Source organism: Noviherbaspirillum massiliense JC206 (assembly GCF_000312045.1).
GTDB classification, from domain to species: domain Bacteria; phylum Pseudomonadota; class Gammaproteobacteria; order Burkholderiales; family Burkholderiaceae_D; genus Noviherbaspirillum; species Noviherbaspirillum massiliense.
On record NZ_HE978634.1, the window covers coordinates 715,875 to 735,197 of the forward strand.

Consider the following 19,323-nt stretch of genomic DNA (forward strand, 5'->3'; position numbering starts at 1 on the left):
CCTCCTAAATAGGGTAAAGAAATTCAAGACTTCTCATGTTTCGGAGGTGCATTGCAATGATGCACAACGCGCGGGTAAGGTCACGCGTTGCTCTTCGTCCTGATGCGCAAGCAATTGCCTCATTCTTCTTCAACGGCAGGCTCGAGCAGCAATACGAAGATTTCAGCTTCTTCAACGAGCATTTGCATCGCCTGTATTGCGAACCTCTGAACGGAAACGCAATGCAGTCTCCGTGCCAGAGGCCGCTAGTGTTGACGGGGGCAAATGCAGAGTAATTTTTTGTAGGCGCGCAGAAAACCTGTTTCACCGCGTTATTCAAAAAAGGCATTTATCGATAACCTGCTGCATCAAATTGGGTACGCGCCTTGCGCTGAAAAAATTCTCTTTCGCTCCTGCATTCATCGCCCTAATACGTTCCAAGATGCAGCACGTAAGAAGTACGACTGGATTACAAAAAATACCAATGGTTTTCACCGTATTTGACAAGATGTATTTTTTTGTTACGGGCGAGCTTGAAAAATGTTGTGCGGCGCTTGTGTTGCGTTTGGAATAAGCACTCTTGCAATGATGGTTTTTCATTAATGCGAACATCGGTGCTGTGCCTTCCCCTGAGGCCGTTTGCAGTTTGTTGTACTGCAACTGGCGACGAAGGTGCTCATCGTGTCCAAAAGTATTTCCAACACTTGGGCGTGCCGCTCGCTGCAAATTCATTAGTCGCAGCCATTGCTCCCGCCCATGTTTCGCATGACAAAGTTTCGCGGGACTAAAGTTGGGGAAAGCGCTCTGCAGTTTCATAGCCTTTGCTTATTCCCGCGGAATATTTCATTGCTATCGCAATGCAGCATGAAACTTGCTTTCCAAATGAGGTAGATGGCCACGCAATGCTTCAGGCCAATGACAAACATGTGGAGGAATATTCATGCCAACAGTAAAAGCCGACAACGAACAGCCCTTCGTTGCCACCCGCACTCCGGCCCGTTTTATTCGGGGCCGCTTCGGCAATGCCGCTGACGGCCGCAGCTACAAGCTGTTTGTTCCGGAGGTGGTGCGCGACGAACTGCTGCCGCTGGTGGTGATGCTGCACGGCTGTCATCAGAAGCCGGATGACTTTGCCAGTGCAACCAGAATGAACGAGCTCGCCGAGCGCGAGCGCTGCCTGGTGGTGTATCCCTCGCAGTCGCGCAGCGCGAACCGTGCCGGCTGCTGGAACTGGTATGCCCCGTCAAACCAGCGGCGCGGCCAGGGAGAGCCGGCCATCATCGCCGGCATCACCCGGAGCATCATTGCGTCCTATCCCGTCGATCCGAAGCGCGTCTATGTGGCAGGCCTGTCAGCCGGCGGCGCGATGGCGGCGATCATGGGCATGACCTATCCCGATCTGTATGCGGCAGTGGGCATTCATTCCGGTCTGCCTTACGGTGCGGCGCATGATCTGCTGTCGGCCTACGATGCGATGCTGTACGGGACGGACCTCAAAACATCCGAATCGCCGCACGAGACCATGCTGCCAACCATCGTTTTCCATGGTGACCGCGACACGACCGTGCATCCTTCGAATGCGGACCGGATACTGGCCCAGGCTGCACAGCCGGTGCATCATCCCGAGGCGCAGGCCCAGGAAGGCTATGTGGAAGTCGTTCTGCCGGAACCGCCCGACTTCGGACGCCATGCTTATACGCGCACCATACGCTGCAATCAGCGGCGCAAGGCCTACGCAGAACAGTGGCTGGTGCATGGCGCCGGCCATGCATGGTCCGGCGGCCATGCCGGCGGCAGCTTCGTCGATCCCAAGGGACCGGATGCGTCGCAGGAAATGCTGCGCTTCTTTGCGACTGCCCGCCAGTATTGCAAGTGCTGCTGAAGACGGCATGAGGGGCGCGGAAGAAGGTCACCCGCCTGTATCATGCATTGCAGCATTTCTGGCAAAGAAAATAATTTTCGATTGCAAGATGAATGAACGGATTACCGGTAAATAAAGGCGATTGTAAAAACTATCGCCAGAAATGTCGCATTGGTGCAACGCAAAAATAAAATCAAATCATCTGGAACTTGACAAAAGATCCAGCCTCTATCCAGTGCGCGCAGAGCCATTGCTCAAAACCGGTAAGTTGTTCCTTCAACGAATCTGCAAAGAGGTGATGCATGTTTTCCCTTTCTCAAACGATTACGCCCGCCATGAAGGCGCACATGGAAGCACAATGCTCGCTGCTCAATGACATGTCGCAACGGATTTTCGAAACAGCGCAAAAGATTAACGAGCTCAATATCCAGGTTGCAAAGACCGTGATGGAAGAGTCGCTTACCAGCATGCAGCAGGTGATGGTGGCCAAGGATCCGTACGAAGCGCTTTCCATTGCAGCAGCACAGGCCCAGCCAACCGCGGAAAAAATCCGGGCCTACCAGCAGCATCTGACGAACATCGCTGCACGCACGCAGGTGGACCTTGCGAAGACCGCGGAATCGCACGTGCCCAATACCAGTCGCACTGCGGCCGCGTTCGCGGATGAGGTCGCCAGGAGGGCGACTGAAGAAACCGAAAAGGCTACCCTGCGTCAGAAGGCCGCAATGGAGAAGCTCACCAATCCGATTGCCCGTCCTTCACCTGACGGCAAGGCGCAGGCAACGCGTTCGGGTGCGACCTGAGTGGCATGAAGCAGGGCATTCAAGCCATGGCTTGCGGCACGGGGCCGCACCATGGCGGGAGGCGCTTGCATCATCGCCACGATGAGGCAATGCGCCGGTTCACGTTTCTTTTCAAGGGGGCGTTACATGGTACCTTTCACCCAGAACTATCCACCCTCCGCGCAAGCCTGCCTGCAGTCCCAGTTTGCCATGCTGGCTGAATGGTCGAAGCCCATGCTCGATGCGGTACAAAAGGTCGGCGAACTGAATATCCAGACTGCGCAGACCCTGATGCAGGAATCCATATCCAGCACACGGCAGATACTCGAATCCCAGTCACCGTTTGAAGCGGCCGCCATTGCCATGAACCAGCTGCATCCCGGTGTCGAGAAACTGCGCGCCTACCAGCAGCACCTGCTGAACATCACTGCCGCCATGCAGCTCGACCTGGCAAGAGTAGCGGAAACCCATATGCCGGAAGCCAGCCGCACTGCGATGGCGATGGCGGACGAGGTTGCGCGCTCCGCTTCCGAAGAAGGCGAGAAAGTCGTGCAACGCCAGAAAGCCGCAATGGATACGGTGATGGGTTCGGTCTTCAAGACGCCGGAACCCGGGAACGGCGGAACGAAGGTGCACTGAACAGGCCTGGTGGCTGCAGCGAGCCTTCAGGTGCTGGCACCGCCGCGCTTGACGAAAAACAGCGCTGCCCCGACCGCCATCAGGATGCTGCCGAAGAAGCGGTTCTGCCGCTTCACTGCGCGCGCATCGCGGAAATAGCGCTGCATCGAGGATGCGGCGAACGCATAGCCGTGCATGACGACGAGGTCGATGCTGCACATGGTCACGGCCAGTATGAGCAACTGCGGCAGCAGGGGCGCATTCTGCGTGATGAACTGCGGCAGGACCGCCACCATGAACAGGATGCCTTTCGGGTTGGTGGCATTCGTGAAGAAGCCGTGCAGGAAGCGCCGCTTCAGTGACGGCACGACGGCAAGCGCAGTCGCATGCGCCGGAGCATCCGTGCGGACCGCCGCTTTGGCGCGCCACTGGCTGATCCCGAGATAGACCAGGTACAGCGCGCCTATGGTCTTGACGATATTGAACGCAACTTCGGACGCCAGCAGGATGGAGCCGATGCCGGCGCCGGCGATGAACAGCACCAGCAGCAATCCCGCCTGCAGGCCGAGTATGGTACCGGTGGCTTTTCTGACACCGTAGGACAGGCCGTGCGACATCGACAGCACGGCACCTGATCCGGGCGAAATGGCAATGACGCAGGCGGCGGCGAAGAAGGCGAGCCAGGTAGCGAAGCTCATTCGTATTCCCTTCGTTGCAAAGCCGCCATTATGCAGCGTGGCGCGCCGCCATGCACGCTGGGCGTGCCTGTGATCCGGTCAGCAGATCAGAGCCGCCACCGGGAAATCAGGCTGAAGCTTGCCGAATGGGCATCCTGCAGCGCACGCTGCGGCATCAGCCTGAGCAGTGCGGGAATGCCGAATGCAAGCAGGGTGACATCGTCTATCCATCCGAGGACGGGGAACCAGTCGGGAACCAGGTCGACCGGGCTGAGGATGTACAGCCCCAGCAGCATGGTGGCCAGCTTCAGGCGACGCGGTGTCGCCGGATGCCGGCATGCATACCAGAGTGTCACTATGTCCCGGCCAGCGGTACGAAACAAACGAGTCAAGCGAAGAAACATGTAGCCTCCAGAACGATTCGCAGGAATGCATCACATCCCGGCAAATGTTCTTAGGCAGCAGCGGGGCGCAAAAGTGCCCCGGACCTGCGGTCGGTGCAGCAGACGGCATCGAGATGGTCATCGATGCCTCGGTCGAAGGCGGAGGAAGCTCAGATGTTGAGGCGTGTAATCTTGGTGCCTTCCAGCGTCAGGTTCGCCATCAGGCCAGCATTGGTCAGCACGAAGGCGACGACGGGTCCTGTTGCCTGTGTGACATCGATATTGCCGTTTGCGCCCACCTTCAGCACCGCAACGGAGGCATCGGCACCAACCGACCAGCCCTTGCTCTCGCGGAACTTGGAGAGCGCATCCTGCGACATGAAGAGAAAGACGATCGCTTTGGACTGGGCGCCGATCTGCAGACCGATGGATGCGGAAATCAGGTTGTAGTAATCCACGGGCTTGCCGCCCACGCGCAGCACGCCTTCACCATATTCACCGCCGACACCAAGGCCGGCTGCGATCACCGACGGAAAGACCAGCACGCCGCTTGCCTTGTCGACAAGTTCGCGCGAGCCGCGTCCGGTAGTGTAGAGGCGCTCCAGCGTGGTTTCAGCCGCCGAATTGATGTCACGACGGCGCCTGTCCGGCGCGGTTTCCCCGCTTTTCTTGTCCGTCACGCTGGTACTCGCAGTCGTGGTGCAGCCTGCGGCCAGCAGGCCGGTAGCCGCGAGCGAGGCGGCGGTCTTGAGCATGAATTCACGTCTTTGCATTATCACCTCCAGATGCTTGCATGAAGAACAGGAACAGCCACGGCCAGGACAATTGCAGGCAAGACTGCTTGATGCCGCTGTCATGCAAGCTTTACACAGCCCGGCGACAAACAGCCTTCATGTGGCTGGGCAATGCATTTGCATCATTTCTCCATCCTAGTATCGGAGAAAGCCAAGGGCACTGTTTGATATAGCTCATCCATGCCGGAAGGAAGGGATGCAAATACAACAGTTGAACATGCAGCAAGCATGCCAGCCCTTTGACGGCTTTTCCAAGGGAAACAAGCTGCCGCTCTCCACCGCTATTGAGAGCGCTCAATCGGCACTGCGTTTTTACTGAGTAAAGTGAGCAGGCCATAAAGCGCGTCAAAGAAATTTTTACAAGAACGATTGCAAGAAAATAATCTCGGGAAGGGGAGGCGGCCCATGGTGAACTACATCGTGGTGGGAAAGGCCCGCTATCTGGCGGTAGCAGTGCTGCAGGCGATTCGCAGCTTTACCGGCGCAAAATCCATCCTCATCGGCGAGAAGGAGACAGCAGTCCTTGCATGGTCTTCACTGTGCCGCCGCCAGGTCACGATTCGCCTGGATGGCAGCGAGGATGAGAAGTTCGTGAGCCTGATCAACCGGCTTGCGGAACAGATGCCGCACCTGGTACTGATCCCCGCCGATTGCGATGGCATCCGCATCATCAATCGCGTGCGCAGCCGGATCTGGCTGAAGATCGCGCCCATCCCCGATCTGCCCACGCTGCAGATGTTCGACGACAAGTGGCATTTCCACCAGTTCTGCATGCGCAATGGCTTGTCGGTACCGGCAACCCGGTACATCGGATCGAAATTCGATCTCGACTTCGACGCCGTCGCCTCCGAGCTCGGTCTGCCGTTCGTGATCAAGCCGATCAACCAGTCCGGCTCCATCGGCGTGCAAGTGGTGAGGGGGAAGGCGCAATTCGAAGAAGCCGTCCGCGAGAATCCGGAATACCGTTGCGGCCCCCTGATCGCCCAGCGCTACATCGAGGGAGACGACATCGACCTGAGCCTGCTTGCCGTGCGCGGCAGGCTGTCGGCGGTGGCAATCCAGCGCGTGTACGGCAGGGAGGTCCGGTTCGTGCCCAACGCCTACCTCGAAGAGGCTGCCGCGGAATTGTGCCGCCTGAGCGGCTACAACGGGGTGATGCATGTGGATGCGCGCATCGAAAAGGGAACGCAAAGAGTGTATCTGCTGGAATCCAACCCGCGCTTCTGGGCTTCGCTGGCGGCGTCGGTATGGTGCGGCCTCAACTTCGTCGAGCAAAGCATCGAGCGTCCGCCATTTACCAACAGCGTGCACCGGCTGACCGCAGGCACCGCCTCAACCCGGCATCCCCTGATGCGCCCCTCATCCTGGCCACGGCTCCTGACAGACCGCGGCGCGCGCGGGCGACTGCTGCGGGCGATGGTGTTCGATCTGCTCGCCTTCACCGACCTGCTGCGGGCGCCGCCACTGCTGCTATGGCAGCATACGGGGGGATGGCTGAGCACGCGGTCCCGGTCCGCAAGGAAGGGCAATGCCTACTTGCGGACCGCGCCCCCGGGGAAGGCCACCTGAACGCGTGCGTGCACTGCGGAAGCACTACGTGTGCGTGTCACGGCAGGGGCCGGCTCAGTTCAGTGAGGCACGGGCAAGATTTCCGGCCGGGGCCTGGCCAGGAAGCAGGAAGCGCGCGAGCATCATCGCCGTCATCTCGCTTGCGGCCGCTGCCTTCGCAATGAAATTGCCCTGGACCTCGTCGCATGACAGCGACTGCAGCGCATCCAGCTGCTCGGGCGTTTCCACGCCTTCGGCAACGACGGACATGTCGAGCGCATCGGCCATCGACATGATGGCGCGGAAGATCTGGCGGCTCTCGTCGTTTTCGCACAGCGCCCGGGTAAATGCCTGGTCCACCTTCAGCACGTCGACATCGAGCCGGTGCAATTGCGCCATCGAGGAGTAGCCTGATCCAAAGTCGTCGATCATCAGCCTGATGCCCAGCGCGCGCAACTGGTCCAATTCCTTCGACACCGCATGGCTGCGGTCGACGACGGCCGCCTCCGTCAGTTCGACTTCGAGCAGGGAGGCGCTAATGTCGAAGCGGGAGAGGCAGCCGGCGACGAATTCGCTCAGATTCCCGTGTCTGAGCTGCTGCGGCGATACATTGACCGAGACCGGCACCTGGGCCAGTCCCTGCGACTTCCATTGCGCGAGCTGGGCACAGACTTTTTCAATCACCAGTTCTCCGATCTGCACGATCAGGCCGACGTCTTCCGCAAGGTCAATGAATTCCCCCGGATACACCAGCCCGCGCTCGGGATGGTTCCAGCGCACCAGGGCTTCCATGCTGGTCAGGCTGCCGGAACGGATATCTACCCGCGGCTGGTAGTGGACAAGGAACTCATCGTTTTGCACCGCCTGGCGCAGGGCACGTTCCTTGTTCAGGCGCAGCAGCAAAGTATCCGACAGATGCGCATGATAGAAGTGATAGCGCCCCTTGCCGGCAGCCTTGGCCGCATACATCGCGATGTCCGCATGCTTGAGCAGCGCTTCGGCGTCCTTGCCATCCTGCGGGAACATGCTGATGCCGATGGAGGCGTTGACTGCGTTTCCTGTGCCGGTCGACAGCGTGAAGGGTTCGCTCACCGTCCGGACGATCGCCTTCGCCACGCGGGATACATCGTCGACGACTTCGACGTGTTCCAGGATCACCAGGAATTCGTCGCCGCCCAGCCGGACGACATGGTCGCTTGCCCGTACCGCATCTTTCAGTCTTTGCGCCGCCTGGACCAGCAGCTCATCTCCGGCATCATGGCCGAGCGTGTCATTGATGTTCTTGAAGTTGTCGAGGTCGATGAAGAGGACGGCCAGATGGCCGTCGCCCCTGGCGGCCCGTGCTACTGCCGAAGGAAGATAACTGGTGATCCAGTGCCGGTTGGGGAGCTTGGTCAGTGCATCGGTATTGGCGAGGCTGGAGAGCGCTTCTTCATGCGCCTTTTCTTCCGATATGTCGCGTATGGTGAGCGCGAGGCCGGCGCCGGAGCGGACGATGCGGCGATACACCCACTTTGCCTGCAGCGCGCTGGGCGCGGCGACGCGCCGCTCGTCTTCATACACGCCCAGCCGTAGCGCCTGTTCGCATAATCCGAACACCTCCGCGCGCCACTCCGGTGGGGAGAGATCCGAGGCGGTGCTGCCGATGAGGCTTTCCCGGGTGGTGCCGATCAGTTCGGCCGCGCGATGATTGCAGTCTTCCAGCCGGAAATCCCGCAATCTTCCATCGCGCCCGTAGATCGGCCGGATCATGTAAAAGCCTTCGTTGGCCGCGTCGGTAGCGGCGCGATAGGTTGCGCGCACCTCTTCTTCCTGCCTGCGGCGGGTGGCCAGTCGTGCAGAGAAGAACATTCCCATTCCTGCAAAGAGCGCCACCAGGATGCTGCCTGCCGCCGCCATCGCACGCCGGCGGACGGCGCTTGCCTCATACCTCGCCAGTACTTCTCCTGCAGGCAATGCGGCCAGGGCGGTCAGGGGATAGTTTTGCAGCCTCCTCCATCCGACGATGCGCGACGCATTGTCCCTGAATTTTTCAGCGGGCTCCGTGGCTACGCCGAACGGTGCAGGAAACCGGGGGGAGGACCGGTAGAAGATCCGGACTTCGCCGGGATGCCTGCCCAGCTTGGTCGCCAGCACCGGTCCGTTTTCCAGGCGGACTGACACGAATCCTCCTTCGCCCGGCAGCCCCTGGTCCTGATAGGTGATGAGATAGTCGGGATCGGCCTCCACCGCCGCCACCCCGTCGAAGGAGCCATCCGGCTTGTTCAGGCGGCGCGAAAACCTGATGATCGGCTTACCCAGGCGCAAGCTGGGTTCCGGCGGGCTGATCAGAAGGCCGGTGCAGCATCCCGCTTTCTGGCTTTGGAAAAAGTTCAGGTGGGCGTGGTTGGGGCGCCTGTCCGAGGCAAGCGAACTCGACACGATGTTCCCGTTTGCGTCGAATACCGAGGCATACAGCAGGGAATTCTCCGGATACAAGCCGAACTTGCGCTTGTCTTCCAGGTCGGTTTTTTGATCGAGGCGTTCCCAATCGTATTTCAGGCTGAGAGTGAACTGGTCGATCAGTTCAACCGTGCGCCGCACCTGTTCCGCATAAGAATTGGCAAGTGATGACACTTGCTCGTTGGCGGCAAGCATGCTCGCCCTCCGGTCATCTTCAAGGCCCGCCAATGTGGCAGCCCAGATACCGGCGATCAGGATCGCTGCCGCAAGAGGCCATGCGGCAATGCGTATGAAGTCCTTACCGTTCCACAATTTTTCTTTCCTGCGGGCGAATGAATAGCAGAATGGCAGCCGGGGAATGCAATTCAGATTGAAACGACCAGAGCCAAATAAGGCAGCTTTTTCCTGCGTGAAGTTCCTGAACAAGTGTTCAACTGTCGGCGACGCGATTTCCGCGCATGCTGATAGCATCGCATTCCCACAGGGATGCATCTTGTACGAAGTCACAAATAGCTTTCAGGAACGGGAATTCACATCGCCGGCCATGAATCTGCTGGATTCTGAAGTGGTTTTCTCGTCAGAGAAATTCAGACGCGCCTGCATTCTGGCGCACGGGCCTGTTGCAGCAGTGAGCTGAAGGATGATGTGGCGCGCATCGCGAGGATAGGAAAATGCCCGTCTCGATGAGGAGTCGCCGGACTTGCGCAAGTGGCGACGGGGGAGAGTGCCGTTTCCGGTTGCGCCAGATCAGAAGTCGGATGATTCCTTGCGGATTTTTTCTTTATCCGCCTCCCCATTGTCGATTGAACGGAGAGGCGGTACTGTCATGTCAGAGGCTTAGTGCGCAATCCAGCCCGGCGTGCTTTCCACACGGGAAATCATGGCGGCGCGCGGAACATGGACCTGGCGCTTGCGCATCACCAGCCGGATCGCGCGGTAGGCGGCACGCTTGACTGCAAGGTCAATGGCTGCATACATGTCTTCCTGCACTTCCTTGATGACCACTTCCGGTTGCCCCGGCATGCTCACGCAGACCTGGCACAGCATGTCACGCCCGCCTCGAGGCCCGTTCAGGTCGCGCAGCCTGACCGCGACGGCGGTGATCCGGTCGCGCACCGGCGTGAAGGCAAAGCGCAGGCGCCGCTCGAGATAATCCCGCAGGGAGGGCGTGAGCGAGAAGTCATTGGCCACCATCTGGACATTCATGAGGATCTCCTTTCATCAAGAACCCGTCATGCCGGTCGGCTGACAGGCGTGAACCCATTGTCGGCCGAAAGCGCGCGCCGAAGAACCGGAACAAAGCTGAATGAATGTTCGGGAAAATGGAAACGCGCTTGCGGTGCAGGCTGGCATCGCGTCGGATACGGGAAGCGAATTTGATGCCGCGCGGGATATTTCATGCGCGACTGGTGTCTACCGAAGCTCCATTTGATCCCGAGGTGAAATATGGCTGACACACATACCCATACCCAGAATCCCCCCAGCAAGAGCAAGACCCCGCAAACCGAAGCCGACGCCAAGTCGGTAGACGGCCAATCCGGCCAGAGCGGCAAGAGCAGCCATGACGCCAAGAGCCACACCAAGGCGGACTCGAACCAGGGCGCCGGCGGCGGCAAGAAGCAGGAACGGCATCACTGAGTGTGAAACCGGCAGGGCGGGCGCAGCTCAGTCCTGCGCCCGTCTCAGCGCGTCCAGTGAATAGCGGGTGCCGCGCCAGTCTATGCTGCCCTTCAGCAGTGTCAAGAGGCTGCCGCGCCACCAGATCGCGAGTTCGATCACGCTGACGAAAGGCGCGAAAACCAGGCAGCGGTAGCCCCAGCCGCTCGCACGCAGCATGTCCACGTAGAGCGCGAGTCCTGCCAGCACGGTTGCAGCATTGCACAGCCAGGCCGCGCCCTCGGTGGCAAACAGGCCTACCCAGGGCGAGACCCGGAACAGCAGCATCAGGATGGTGACTGCAACCAGCTTGCCGACCCGGTAATCGAAGGCGGCAAAGATATTCTTTTGCATGCCGTTCGCCAGCTCCGGCGTATTGCGGTACCACTCGACCGCAACCAGGCCTTGCCCGAAGAGCACATGCTGGTGCCAGCCCTTCGACTTGAGCAGCTTGCCCAGCATGACATCGTCCAGTACCGCCAGCGGGATCGCTGCATGTCCGCCCGCATCCCGGTAGGCTTGCGCGCGCACCAGGTTGAATCCGCCGGCGCCGATGAAATGCGCGGGCGAGGTGCTGACTTTCCACGGCTTGAAGCGTGCCAGGAAATTCACCGAGAAGCTCAGCACCAGCATCCTGAGCAGCAGGGTGTTCGCGACCACGTCGAACAGCAATGTCAGGTGATCGACACGGTGCCGTTCGCAATAGGCGATGGCGCGCGCGAGGGAAGTCACCTCGAACACCACGTCGGCATCGGTGAACAGGAGGTAGTCGCCGCGCGCCTGTTGCGCGCCCTGCCAGAGTGCATGGTTTTTTCCGAGCCAGCCCTGCGGCAGGCTGTTGATGTGCAGCACCCGAAGCTGCGGATGGGCTGCTGCGAGGCGATCGAGGATGGCCGGCGTGGCATCGGTGGAGCGGTCGTCCGCGGCAATGATTTCCAGATCCGGATAATCGAGCTTCAGCAGGGAAAGCAGCGCCGCTTCGATGCCGTCTTCCTCATTCAGTGCCGGCACGATGACAGACACTTTCGGCGCCTGCTCCGCAAGCCTGGCCGGCACGTCCTTCAATTGCCCGATTCTTCTCGCGCCCCATGCAACTTCGAGCAACAGGATGACGGAAGCTGCGAGGATGCCTAAGGAAACCCAGAAGGAAAAAATCATCAAGTGCTCTTTCGGAAATTTTCGCCGGCACACGCTCCGGCTTCAGGCCATTCCTTGACAATGCGCAGTCTTCGTCAAGCCCAAGCTTGAGTTGCAGGTGGCGGCTGTCACACTGAATCTGGATTCCCCCTTGCGCGCCGCAATGATTGCGCCACCGGCCAGCATGGGCCGTTTGTTTCCACGACAAGGAGATTGCCATGCCCAAGTATGTCATTGAACGCGAAATTCCGAATGCCGGAAAACTGTCCGATGCAGAACTGCAAAGCATTTCGGAAAAGTCATGCGACGTGCTGCAGAATATGGGCCCGTCCATACAGTGGCAGCAAAGCTATGTAACGGATGACAAGATCTACTGCGTCTATATCGCGCCGAATGAAGACATGGTGCGCGAGCATGCAAAGCGTGGCGAGTTTCCGGCCGATAAAGTGGCAAAAGTGCGCAGGGTCATCGATCCCACGACGGCCGAGATGCGGTCGTAAGGGACACATCACGCGACGCATCATGCCGCGCCGGCGGGCGCCTGTCCGAGAAAGTCGAGGAGCGCGCGGTTGACTTGGTCCGGCGCTTCATTCTGTACCCAGTGGCTCGCGCCCGGGATTCGATGCACTTGCAGGTGTGGCACGAACCGCTCCAGCCCGTCGAGCAGGTAGCTGCCGAGCGCCGGGTCGCGCTCGCCCCAGATGACCAGGGTCCGTGCCTCGATCGGCGCAGCGAAAGCCCGTGACAGGTCGCCGGACCGCAGGCCGGCGCGGTAATAATTCAGCGCCGCCGTCAGCGCACCGGGACGCGCAAGCCCGTCGATGTAGGCGTCGACATCCTGTGCGCTGAACGTGCCGTGCCGTGCGGGAAGTTTCTCGAATATCCTGCGCACTGCCCGGTAATTCGCTTGCGACAGTGCCCGCTCCGGCAGAAAGGGCAGCTGGAAGAACAGCACATACCAGCTGCGCAGCAGCTGCGAACTGCGCCACAGCTTGTCGCGGTAGATCCGCATGTGCGGCGCATTCAGGATTACCAGCTTGTCGAGCAGGGCGGGGCAGGCGGCGGCAAAGGCCCAGGCGATGATCCCGCCCCAGTCGTGCCCGACCAGGTGCACGCGCGGATGGCCGCTGCCCTCCGCCAGCATCGCCACATCCGCCACCAGATGGCGCAGGCGATACGCCTCGCGTGTTGGCGGCATATCCGACAGGTTGTAGCCGCGCAGGTCCGGCATCCATACGGAGTAGCCGGCTGCGACCAGCGGCGCGATTTGATGCTGCCAGGAGCGCCAGTTCTCGGGAAAGCCATGGAGCAGGATCACCGGCGGCCCGTCCCCGGTGATGGCTACATGCAGCTCGACGCCGTCGCCGCGGATGCGCTCATGCCGCACATCGATGCCGGCAAGCGGCTTGTCAAGAGGGGCCGTGCGTGATGCGTGAGGATGTTGCATGGATGCTCCGCTATGCCGGTGACTGGTTGAGGAAACGGTTTCAAGCGAGTACATTTCAGGCGCGCCATGAAGCATGTGGCCGCAGAATGAAAACTACTCAGTGAAACCGATGAAAAAAGTCTCTGCCTTGCTGCTCCTGACGTGCCTGACACTCAACGCCTGCGTACTCGTTCCCGTCGATCATCCGCCGCCCGTGCGTTCCTGCCCCCCGGGGCAGGCCAGGAAGGGCAATTGTGCGCCGGACTCGGATCGCGGCTTCTGTCCTCCGGGGCAAGCGAAGAAGGGTAACTGCACGCCCGACTCCGACCGTGGCGATCGTAACGATCGCGGCGAGCGCAGCTTCTGTCCGCCGGGGCAGGCCAAGAAAGGCAATTGCTGATACCACACCTGCCCGGGCGGCCGTAAGCGCGGCCGCCCGGCGCATCGTCCCTCACTTCCCATCTGCGCTCGTTTCACGCACCAGGCGAAATCCCACCAGCGTATAGCGCGTGTCCGGCGCATTCCAGTTGCGATAGGACGAACGGGCATAGAACGCCCAGGTGTGCCACGACCCGCCGCGCCGCACCCTGACGCTGCCGTTAGCCGGCCCCTGCGGGTCATCCACCGGCGAGCGTGCGTAATAGCTGTCGTCGTGCCAGTCGGCGCACCATTCCCATACATTGCCGTGCATGTCGTACAGGCCGAATGCATTCGGCGCGAAGCTGCCCACCGGAGCCGTGAATGGGTAGCCATCATGCCCGTCCAGCGCAAATGCCCGCCATTGCGGCCAGTTCTTCTGCGAGTCGGCATCGAAGACATTCGCGACCTGCAGCAGCGATTGCGGATCGTCGCCGCTGGAATAGCGGGTGCGGGTGCCGGCGCGCGCGGCGTATTCCCATTCCGCTTCCGTCGGCAGGCGGTATGTCTTTCCTTCCTTCGCGCTCAGCCACGTTGCCATGGCGACCGCGTCATTCCAGGTGACGTTCACCACCGGATGCTCGTCTCCCTGCGGGAAGCCGGGATTGCGCCATGAATATTTCCGGTCCCGGCCCTCGAAGGCGTCACCGCGCTTCGATGTCTTGGGGTCGTAATCCGGGTTGTAGCCGTAGCCGCCGGTGCCGTCGGCTTCCGATTCCGGCCGGTAGCCGGAGGCTTCGAGGAAGCGCCTGAACTGGCCCACCGTCACTTCATGCTGCCCGAGGTAGAAGGGCCGCGTGATGCGCACCCGGTGCACCGGCGCTTCATCGCCCAGTTCCAGGAAACGCCTGCGCTCGTATTGTGGATAAGCCTTGGCCAGCGCCTCCGGGGATTCATCGTTTCCCATCATGAATTCGCCGGCGGGAATGCGCATGAACTTCATGCCCAGCATGTTCTCGATCTGTTGCGGCGTCGGAGATGGCGGTGCATCCGCCTGCGCGGGAATCACGGCCAACAGGGAAAGCAGGGCGGGAAGGAGGAGGAAGATTTGCATGACAAGGCGATGGCAGCAACAGGACATTGCATTGTATGCCATGGCTATACTGGCCTATGGAAGCGGGCTAAAAAGGAGGGTGCCATGAAAGGTTACCAGCTCGAATTCTTCACCCAGGAGAACAAGCGCCACGGCGGCAGGCATCTCGGCGAATGGCTGCTGGAGCTGGCCCGCTCGCAGGGCATACGCGGCGCCACCCTGTTCATGGGAACGAAGGGATACGGCCATGGGGGGCGCATCCACTCGGCGCATTTTTTCGAGATTGCGGACCAACCGGTCGAAGTCACGATGATCGTCGGCGAGGAAGAAGCCGACCGCCTGTTCGACCTGCTGCGGCAGGAACAGGTAAGGGTGTTCTACGTGAAGTCGCCGGTGGAGTTCGGGACGCTGGGAGAGGAAGGGAGCTAATGCATTGCATTACGCCAATGCACGGTGCCTGGCGAAAGACTGCGATTGATGATGAGTGCTTTCCTCGCCATGGCGAGGATCACGGCAGGGATGGGTTAAACGTGAGGCGCTGTAACCCATCCCCAACCCGGCCTTCCCCTTGAAGGGGAAGGGGCCGATTCCGCTCAGTGCCGGACCTGCGGCTGGTTCTGCTGGCCCTGTGCAACATTGCCGCGCCATGCGCCGGTTTCCTGGCCGCGCGATTCTAGGAAATCCTTGAAGCGTTCCAGGTCGCCTTCTACGCGGTGCGAAAACACGCCGACGGCATCGCCCACATTTTCCATGGGGCCTTCCGGGTCGTAGTCCATCTGCACCATTACGCGGGTGGTGTCATCCGAGATTTTGTGGAAGGTAACGACACCGGCATTCAGTGCGCCGCTCGTGCTGCGCCAGGCAATGCGCTGGTCGGGAATCTGCTCGGTGATCTCGGCATCCCATTCCTTGTCCTTGCCGGCGATTTCAGCATGCCAATGCAGGTGGGTATTGTCGAGCTGGCGGACTTCCTTCACGCCTTCCATAAATTTCGGAAAGTCTTCGAATTGCGTCCATTGGTTGTAGGCGGTGCTGACAGGCACATTCACATCGATGGATTTTTGTACGCTTGACATGGTTCCTCCATTGAAAGATGGCCGCGGCCGCAAGGCCCGCGGATGGTTTGACAAGGGGCAGCAATAGCCCGCATATCAATTAGACATCCTGCTGGAGGAAAATTCCGGCGCCGGCCAGAATGGCCGGCGCAATGCCTGAAAGCCCGAAGCGCCGGGCGAGGCGTTTATTCCTGGTATTCCGGCTGCTTTGCCTCGGCCTGCTTCGTGGCCGTGATGCGGATCGGGGCCGCGCATTCATGCCTGAACCCGCGGCATTCCTGGTAAGCCTGCCTGATGTGGTCCAGGTCGGTGTCGAGGTCGCCGGTCAGCATTGCATAATGGACCAGCCTGACCTGCTTCGTCCGGTAATCGAGGGTGGCCATGCCGAGCGGCACGCCCGCTGTCAGTGCAATGTGATAAAAGCCGCTGCGCCAGCTGTCGCGATACTTGCGCGTCCCTTCGGGCGCAAGCACCAGCCAGTATTGATCGGCAGCCTTGATACGCGCCGCAAGACGGGCGATCGCCCCGGTGGATGCGCTGCGCTCGATCGGCTCGCCGCCGGTGGCCCGGAAAAACCAGCCCAGCAGTGCCCCGGTCAAGCCCTTGAATAGCGAGTCCTTGCCCAGCCAGCGGAAGCGCACGCCGATCGCCCATTTCCCCAGCAGGCCGATGATGAAATCCCAGTTCGAGGTATGGGGGTAGACGATGATGACGCCGCGAGGGCCCGGCAAAGGCTTGAAGTTGACGCGCCATCCGATCAGCGCCAGGGCGCGGACCGAGAATTTTTGCAGGGGAGTGGAAACGGACGAGGTGGTGAGGAAATGATCGGTCATGATTTTACTCAGGAAACCGGATCATTATGCCTCCAACTTGTTGAGTATTGATAGTTGGAAAGAGTTTTTGGTTGCAGGAATGCATGAGGCATCCACAGGCATCACCCGCCGAAGAAATTCAGGCTGCCAGTGCATGCGGACAATGGTGCGGCGGGCCTTGGAATACCTGATTTTGATGTAAGTCAGAAGGCATACTCTTGCCGGGCAGCCGGCCCATTGCCGGACGCCCGGCGCCGGTGGATAGTGGCAAGGAGGGCGGCAAGCACCTCACACGCATCTCTGGCCGCGATCATGCACGACGCGCAACGAGCCTGAGCGCGCTTGCCGCCGCGTTACATTCGTTGAGGGCGTGGAAGTCTAGCTAGCTGTTGCGAAAGCAGGGGTGATGATGTCCGACGGCTCATGGATGGAGCGGGCAATCCGGCGCGAGCGCATGCTCGTCGCGGGCGGCCTGCTGCTGGTCATTGCATCCTGCTGGGCTTACCTCCTGAATGGCGCCGGCACGCTGGAAGAGATGGACGGCATGCTGATGCCGATGAGCAGCGGCCCGTGGACGCCCGGCCATGCAGCGCTGATGTTTGCCATGTGGGCCGTGATGATGGGTGCCATGATGCTGCCGAGCGCCGCACCCATGATCCTGCTGTATGCCGCAATTGCACGCGGCCGCCGGGCCAAGGGCCACAGAGTGGCGAATGCCGGGATATTCGCAGCAGGGTATGTCGCGGTCTGGACAGTCTTCAGCCTCGCCGCGGTCGCTCTCCAGTTCGCACTCGAGCGGCTTGCCCTGCTGTCGTCCATGATGGAGCTCACCAGCATCTTGCTGGCCGCGCTGCTGCTGATCGCCGCCGGCATTTACCAGTGGACGCCGCTGAAGCAGGCTTGCCTGCGCCGCTGCCGCTCCCCGCTGGAATTCGTGCTGACGCAATGGCGCGAAGGCAGGCGCGGTGCCTTCCTGATGGGAGTGCGCCATGGCGCCTATTGCCTCGGCTGCTGCTGGATGCTGATGCTGCTGCTGTTTGTCGGCGGCATCATGAACCTGGCCTGGATCGCCGGCCTGGCGGCCTTTGTCCTGGTGGAGAAGCTTGCACCCGCAGGCCACTGGGCGGGCCGGGTCGCCGGGATGCTGCTGGTCGGCTGGGGACTTGCCATCCTGCCGGGCGCGGCCTAGGCGGCATCCGAGTGCGGGAAAGCTAATCCGCCTTTTCCAGTTCCCGCTTTGCTTCCATCGTTTGCCCGCCGGCCTCATCAGGCTCGCGATGGCCGGAAGCTTTTTCTTCCGGTGCAGCAAACAGCCTGCGCAGCCTCGAGCCGATGCCCGATCCGGAAGCCGCTTCCCGGGCTTTCACTGCATCAGGTTCAGGGCGGGCAGACTCTGTCATTTTTTCCGTAGCGCGGCGTTGTCCGCGCATCTGCCGTTCGGAATCGGTATGAACTCGGTAACACATGATCCACTCCTGCGTGTGCGTGCGCCTGCCTCGGATGCAGGGCACCTATGTTCAAGGTAGTTGATGGGCTGTCGTCCCGCAAGGCGGCCTTCTGCCTGCCTCACGCCCGCCGGCCGCGCCTGTGCCTGATCACCAGCAGGTATACCGCGGCATTGATCGCAGCCAGCGCCAGTCCGAGCAGATAGCGCAGCTCCAGCGTAAGGTTTTCCGGATAGAGAATTTTCGACACGTAGTGTTCCACGAATCCCGCTTCGTAGGCGGCATGACCGGCAAGCAGGCGGAAATGGTTCTCCAGCGGGGTCAACGGGCAGATCCAGTTTGCCCATTGCACCATGATTCCCCAGACCAGGGCCGGCACATGCCACCAGAGCAACCGGGGCCAGCGCAGCAACAGCAATCCGCCGAACAAGGCAAACAGGACAAAGGCGCCATGCAGCAGCAGGACCAGGTCGGCCACCAGGGTGTACATCGTTTGCATTCGATGCCTATCCTTCCTGCGGAAAAGACGGAATCCTTGCCGGGCGCGGCGACGCATACAGCATAGGACGAAAGCCCTTGGCGGCAAATGCCGGGCTTGATCGATGCCGTTTCACGGATGGCCTTCTCTCATGCACGTGGGTGGCACGTTCCTTGCGGGAGGGGCAGGATCGGAATTCACATGTTCATGGAGGAAATATGAAACGACTCTCGTCGACCGTGCTCACTCTCACCCTGCTGGGCGCCGGCAGCCTTGCCGCCGTTCAATCGCCTTCGTTTGCCGCCGGAGATCAGAACAGCGGCGGCGCCGGCAATTCCGCATCCCAGACCAGGGGCAGCGATGCCGGCAGCTCAGGTAGCTCAGGCAATTCAGGTGGCTCAGGCTATTCCGGCAGCTACGGCAATTCGAGCGGCGGCAACGCGCTCGGCACCCCTAAATCGAGCGTGCCCAACTCCACCGGCGGCACGCATACCCCCGGCACATCCGCGTCAGGTGAAAAGGCGGATTGCCCCGCAGCCATGGCGCGGGCCACGGAAAAGGATGGCGGCAGCCCGAGCACCGGAAGCGGTTACCGCCTGTCCGGTCCGCGCAGCTCTTCCGGTGGCGCTGATTGCGCCACGGTCGGCGCTACCGGCGCACCCGACAAGTCGCGCGGATCCTCCAGCTCCGGCGGCTCCGAACCCACCGGGTCGCAGGGCGGGGCCGGCAGCGGCAAGTAGGAAGGAATGCGGGCGGCAGCGGTGAAGCTTTGATGCTCAC

At 60.7% G+C, this 19,323-nt stretch carries 24 protein-coding genes; 11 read left to right on the forward strand and 13 right to left on the reverse strand.

Going from position 1 to position 19,323, the window contains the following annotated elements:
• Nucleotides 1-315: 315 nt before the first annotated feature.
• Nucleotides 316-795 carry a hypothetical protein gene (locus tag HGHM_RS23030; RefSeq protein WP_148415333.1) on the reverse strand — a complete coding sequence of 160 codons (480 nt, stop codon included), beginning with the start codon at nucleotides 793-795 and terminating at the stop codon, nucleotides 316-318.
• Between the two features lie 124 nt (nucleotides 796-919).
• On the opposite strand from HGHM_RS23030, the gene HGHM_RS03600 reads away from it, so the two are divergent.
• The 3 genes from HGHM_RS03600 to phaP all read left to right on the forward strand — a co-directional run bounded on the left by HGHM_RS03600 (nucleotide 920) and on the right by phaP (nucleotide 3,261).
• Nucleotides 920-1,861, forward strand: coding sequence for an extracellular catalytic domain type 1 short-chain-length polyhydroxyalkanoate depolymerase (locus HGHM_RS03600; protein ID WP_019140141.1), 942 nt, complete (start codon nucleotides 920-922; stop codon nucleotides 1,859-1,861).
• Between the two features lie 281 nt (nucleotides 1,862-2,142).
• Nucleotides 2,143-2,643 carry a phasin family protein gene (locus HGHM_RS20540; protein ID WP_148415335.1) on the forward strand — a complete coding sequence of 167 codons (501 nt, stop codon included), beginning with the start codon at nucleotides 2,143-2,145 and terminating at the stop codon, nucleotides 2,641-2,643.
• Between the two features lie 126 nt (nucleotides 2,644-2,769).
• Nucleotides 2,770-3,261 carry a phasin family protein gene (gene phaP, locus HGHM_RS20545; RefSeq protein ID WP_019140144.1) on the forward strand — a complete coding sequence of 164 codons (492 nt, stop codon included), beginning with the start codon at nucleotides 2,770-2,772 and terminating at the stop codon, nucleotides 3,259-3,261.
• Between the two features lie 26 nt (nucleotides 3,262-3,287).
• Here phaP and HGHM_RS03620 read toward each other — a convergent pair whose 3' ends face one another.
• From HGHM_RS03620 to HGHM_RS03630, 3 genes are all read right to left on the reverse strand, one after another.
• Nucleotides 3,288-3,938 carry a LysE family transporter gene (locus HGHM_RS03620; protein WP_019140145.1) on the reverse strand — a complete coding sequence of 217 codons (651 nt, stop codon included), beginning with the start codon at nucleotides 3,936-3,938 and terminating at the stop codon, nucleotides 3,288-3,290.
• A gap of 86 nt (nucleotides 3,939-4,024) precedes the next feature.
• Entirely contained in the window at nucleotides 4,025-4,321 is a 297-nt protein-coding gene (locus HGHM_RS22565) for a YkvA family protein (RefSeq protein ID WP_026075669.1), read from the reverse strand.
• Nucleotides 4,322-4,470: 149 nt separating this feature from the next.
• Complete coding sequence (locus tag HGHM_RS03630) at nucleotides 4,471-5,073, reverse strand: BPSL1445 family SYLF domain-containing lipoprotein (RefSeq protein ID WP_019140147.1); 603 nt, start codon at nucleotides 5,071-5,073, stop codon at nucleotides 4,471-4,473.
• Between the two features lie 426 nt (nucleotides 5,074-5,499).
• Here HGHM_RS03630 and HGHM_RS03640 point away from each other — a divergent pair, with 426 nt between their 5' ends.
• Nucleotides 5,500-6,663 carry an ATP-grasp domain-containing protein gene (locus HGHM_RS03640; protein WP_019140149.1) on the forward strand — a complete coding sequence of 388 codons (1,164 nt, stop codon included), beginning with the start codon at nucleotides 5,500-5,502 and terminating at the stop codon, nucleotides 6,661-6,663.
• A 54-nt stretch (nucleotides 6,664-6,717) separates the two neighbouring features.
• Here the strand turns inward: HGHM_RS03640 and HGHM_RS20550 are convergent, their stop codons facing one another.
• Nucleotides 6,718-9,396, reverse strand: coding sequence for a bifunctional diguanylate cyclase/phosphodiesterase (locus HGHM_RS20550; protein ID WP_075111728.1), 2,679 nt, complete (start codon nucleotides 9,394-9,396; stop codon nucleotides 6,718-6,720).
• A 46-nt stretch (nucleotides 9,397-9,442) separates the two neighbouring features.
• Between HGHM_RS20550 and HGHM_RS23350 the strand changes: the two genes are divergently transcribed.
• Entirely contained in the window at nucleotides 9,443-9,721 is a 279-nt protein-coding gene (locus tag HGHM_RS23350; RefSeq protein WP_161603764.1) for a hypothetical protein, read from the forward strand.
• 200 nt (nucleotides 9,722-9,921) lie between these two features.
• Here the strand turns inward: HGHM_RS23350 and HGHM_RS03655 are convergent, their stop codons facing one another.
• The gene (locus tag HGHM_RS03655) at nucleotides 9,922-10,290 is read right to left on the reverse strand and encodes an HPF/RaiA family ribosome-associated protein (RefSeq protein WP_019140152.1); all 369 of its coding nucleotides are present in this window, start codon (nucleotides 10,288-10,290) and stop codon (nucleotides 9,922-9,924) included.
• 240 nt (nucleotides 10,291-10,530) lie between these two features.
• On the opposite strand from HGHM_RS03655, the gene HGHM_RS03660 reads away from it, so the two are divergent.
• Nucleotides 10,531-10,722 (forward strand): hypothetical protein, encoded by a 192-nt coding sequence (locus tag HGHM_RS03660; RefSeq protein WP_019140153.1) that lies wholly within the window; start codon nucleotides 10,531-10,533, stop codon nucleotides 10,720-10,722.
• A gap of 27 nt (nucleotides 10,723-10,749) precedes the next feature.
• Here the strand turns inward: HGHM_RS03660 and HGHM_RS20555 are convergent, their stop codons facing one another.
• Nucleotides 10,750-11,898 carry a glycosyltransferase gene (locus HGHM_RS20555; protein WP_019140154.1) on the reverse strand — a complete coding sequence of 383 codons (1,149 nt, stop codon included), beginning with the start codon at nucleotides 11,896-11,898 and terminating at the stop codon, nucleotides 10,750-10,752.
• 197 nt (nucleotides 11,899-12,095) lie between these two features.
• On the opposite strand from HGHM_RS20555, the gene HGHM_RS03670 reads away from it, so the two are divergent.
• Nucleotides 12,096-12,377 carry a DUF4242 domain-containing protein gene (locus HGHM_RS03670; RefSeq protein WP_019140155.1) on the forward strand — a complete coding sequence of 94 codons (282 nt, stop codon included), beginning with the start codon at nucleotides 12,096-12,098 and terminating at the stop codon, nucleotides 12,375-12,377.
• Nucleotides 12,378-12,397: 20 nt separating this feature from the next.
• On the opposite strand, the gene HGHM_RS03675 is transcribed toward HGHM_RS03670, so the two are convergent.
• Nucleotides 12,398-13,324 (reverse strand): alpha/beta fold hydrolase, encoded by a 927-nt coding sequence (locus HGHM_RS03675; protein ID WP_019140156.1) that lies wholly within the window; start codon nucleotides 13,322-13,324, stop codon nucleotides 12,398-12,400.
• Between the two features lie 109 nt (nucleotides 13,325-13,433).
• Between HGHM_RS03675 and HGHM_RS22810 the strand changes: the two genes are divergently transcribed.
• Nucleotides 13,434-13,703 (forward strand): hypothetical protein, encoded by a 270-nt coding sequence (locus HGHM_RS22810; RefSeq protein WP_148415339.1) that lies wholly within the window; start codon nucleotides 13,434-13,436, stop codon nucleotides 13,701-13,703.
• A 51-nt stretch (nucleotides 13,704-13,754) separates the two neighbouring features.
• On the opposite strand, the gene HGHM_RS03685 is transcribed toward HGHM_RS22810, so the two are convergent.
• Entirely contained in the window at nucleotides 13,755-14,774 is a 1,020-nt protein-coding gene (locus HGHM_RS03685; RefSeq protein WP_019140158.1) for a formylglycine-generating enzyme family protein, read from the reverse strand.
• A gap of 84 nt (nucleotides 14,775-14,858) precedes the next feature.
• Between HGHM_RS03685 and HGHM_RS03690 the strand changes: the two genes are divergently transcribed.
• Nucleotides 14,859-15,182 carry a DUF190 domain-containing protein gene (locus tag HGHM_RS03690; RefSeq protein WP_019140159.1) on the forward strand — a complete coding sequence of 108 codons (324 nt, stop codon included), beginning with the start codon at nucleotides 14,859-14,861 and terminating at the stop codon, nucleotides 15,180-15,182.
• Between the two features lie 164 nt (nucleotides 15,183-15,346).
• Here HGHM_RS03690 and HGHM_RS03695 read toward each other — a convergent pair whose 3' ends face one another.
• The gene (locus HGHM_RS03695; protein ID WP_019140160.1) at nucleotides 15,347-15,829 is read right to left on the reverse strand and encodes an SRPBCC family protein; all 483 of its coding nucleotides are present in this window, start codon (nucleotides 15,827-15,829) and stop codon (nucleotides 15,347-15,349) included.
• A 164-nt stretch (nucleotides 15,830-15,993) separates the two neighbouring features.
• Nucleotides 15,994-16,641, reverse strand: coding sequence for a 1-acyl-sn-glycerol-3-phosphate acyltransferase (locus HGHM_RS03700; RefSeq protein ID WP_019140161.1), 648 nt, complete (start codon nucleotides 16,639-16,641; stop codon nucleotides 15,994-15,996).
• Nucleotides 16,642-17,026: 385 nt separating this feature from the next.
• Here HGHM_RS03700 and HGHM_RS03710 point away from each other — a divergent pair, with 385 nt between their 5' ends.
• Complete coding sequence (locus HGHM_RS03710; protein ID WP_019140163.1) at nucleotides 17,027-17,809, forward strand: DUF2182 domain-containing protein; 783 nt, start codon at nucleotides 17,027-17,029, stop codon at nucleotides 17,807-17,809.
• Between the two features lie 22 nt (nucleotides 17,810-17,831).
• Here the strand turns inward: HGHM_RS03710 and HGHM_RS20560 are convergent, their stop codons facing one another.
• Both HGHM_RS20560 and HGHM_RS03720 read right to left on the reverse strand, forming a co-directional pair.
• The gene (locus HGHM_RS20560) at nucleotides 17,832-18,086 is read right to left on the reverse strand and encodes a hypothetical protein (protein WP_019140164.1); all 255 of its coding nucleotides are present in this window, start codon (nucleotides 18,084-18,086) and stop codon (nucleotides 17,832-17,834) included.
• A gap of 100 nt (nucleotides 18,087-18,186) precedes the next feature.
• Nucleotides 18,187-18,555 (reverse strand): DUF2784 domain-containing protein, encoded by a 369-nt coding sequence (locus tag HGHM_RS03720; protein WP_019140165.1) that lies wholly within the window; start codon nucleotides 18,553-18,555, stop codon nucleotides 18,187-18,189.
• 206 nt (nucleotides 18,556-18,761) lie between these two features.
• Between HGHM_RS03720 and HGHM_RS03725 the strand changes: the two genes are divergently transcribed.
• Entirely contained in the window at nucleotides 18,762-19,283 is a 522-nt protein-coding gene (locus tag HGHM_RS03725; RefSeq protein ID WP_019140166.1) for a hypothetical protein, read from the forward strand.
• Nucleotides 19,284-19,323: the final 40 nt, after the last annotated feature.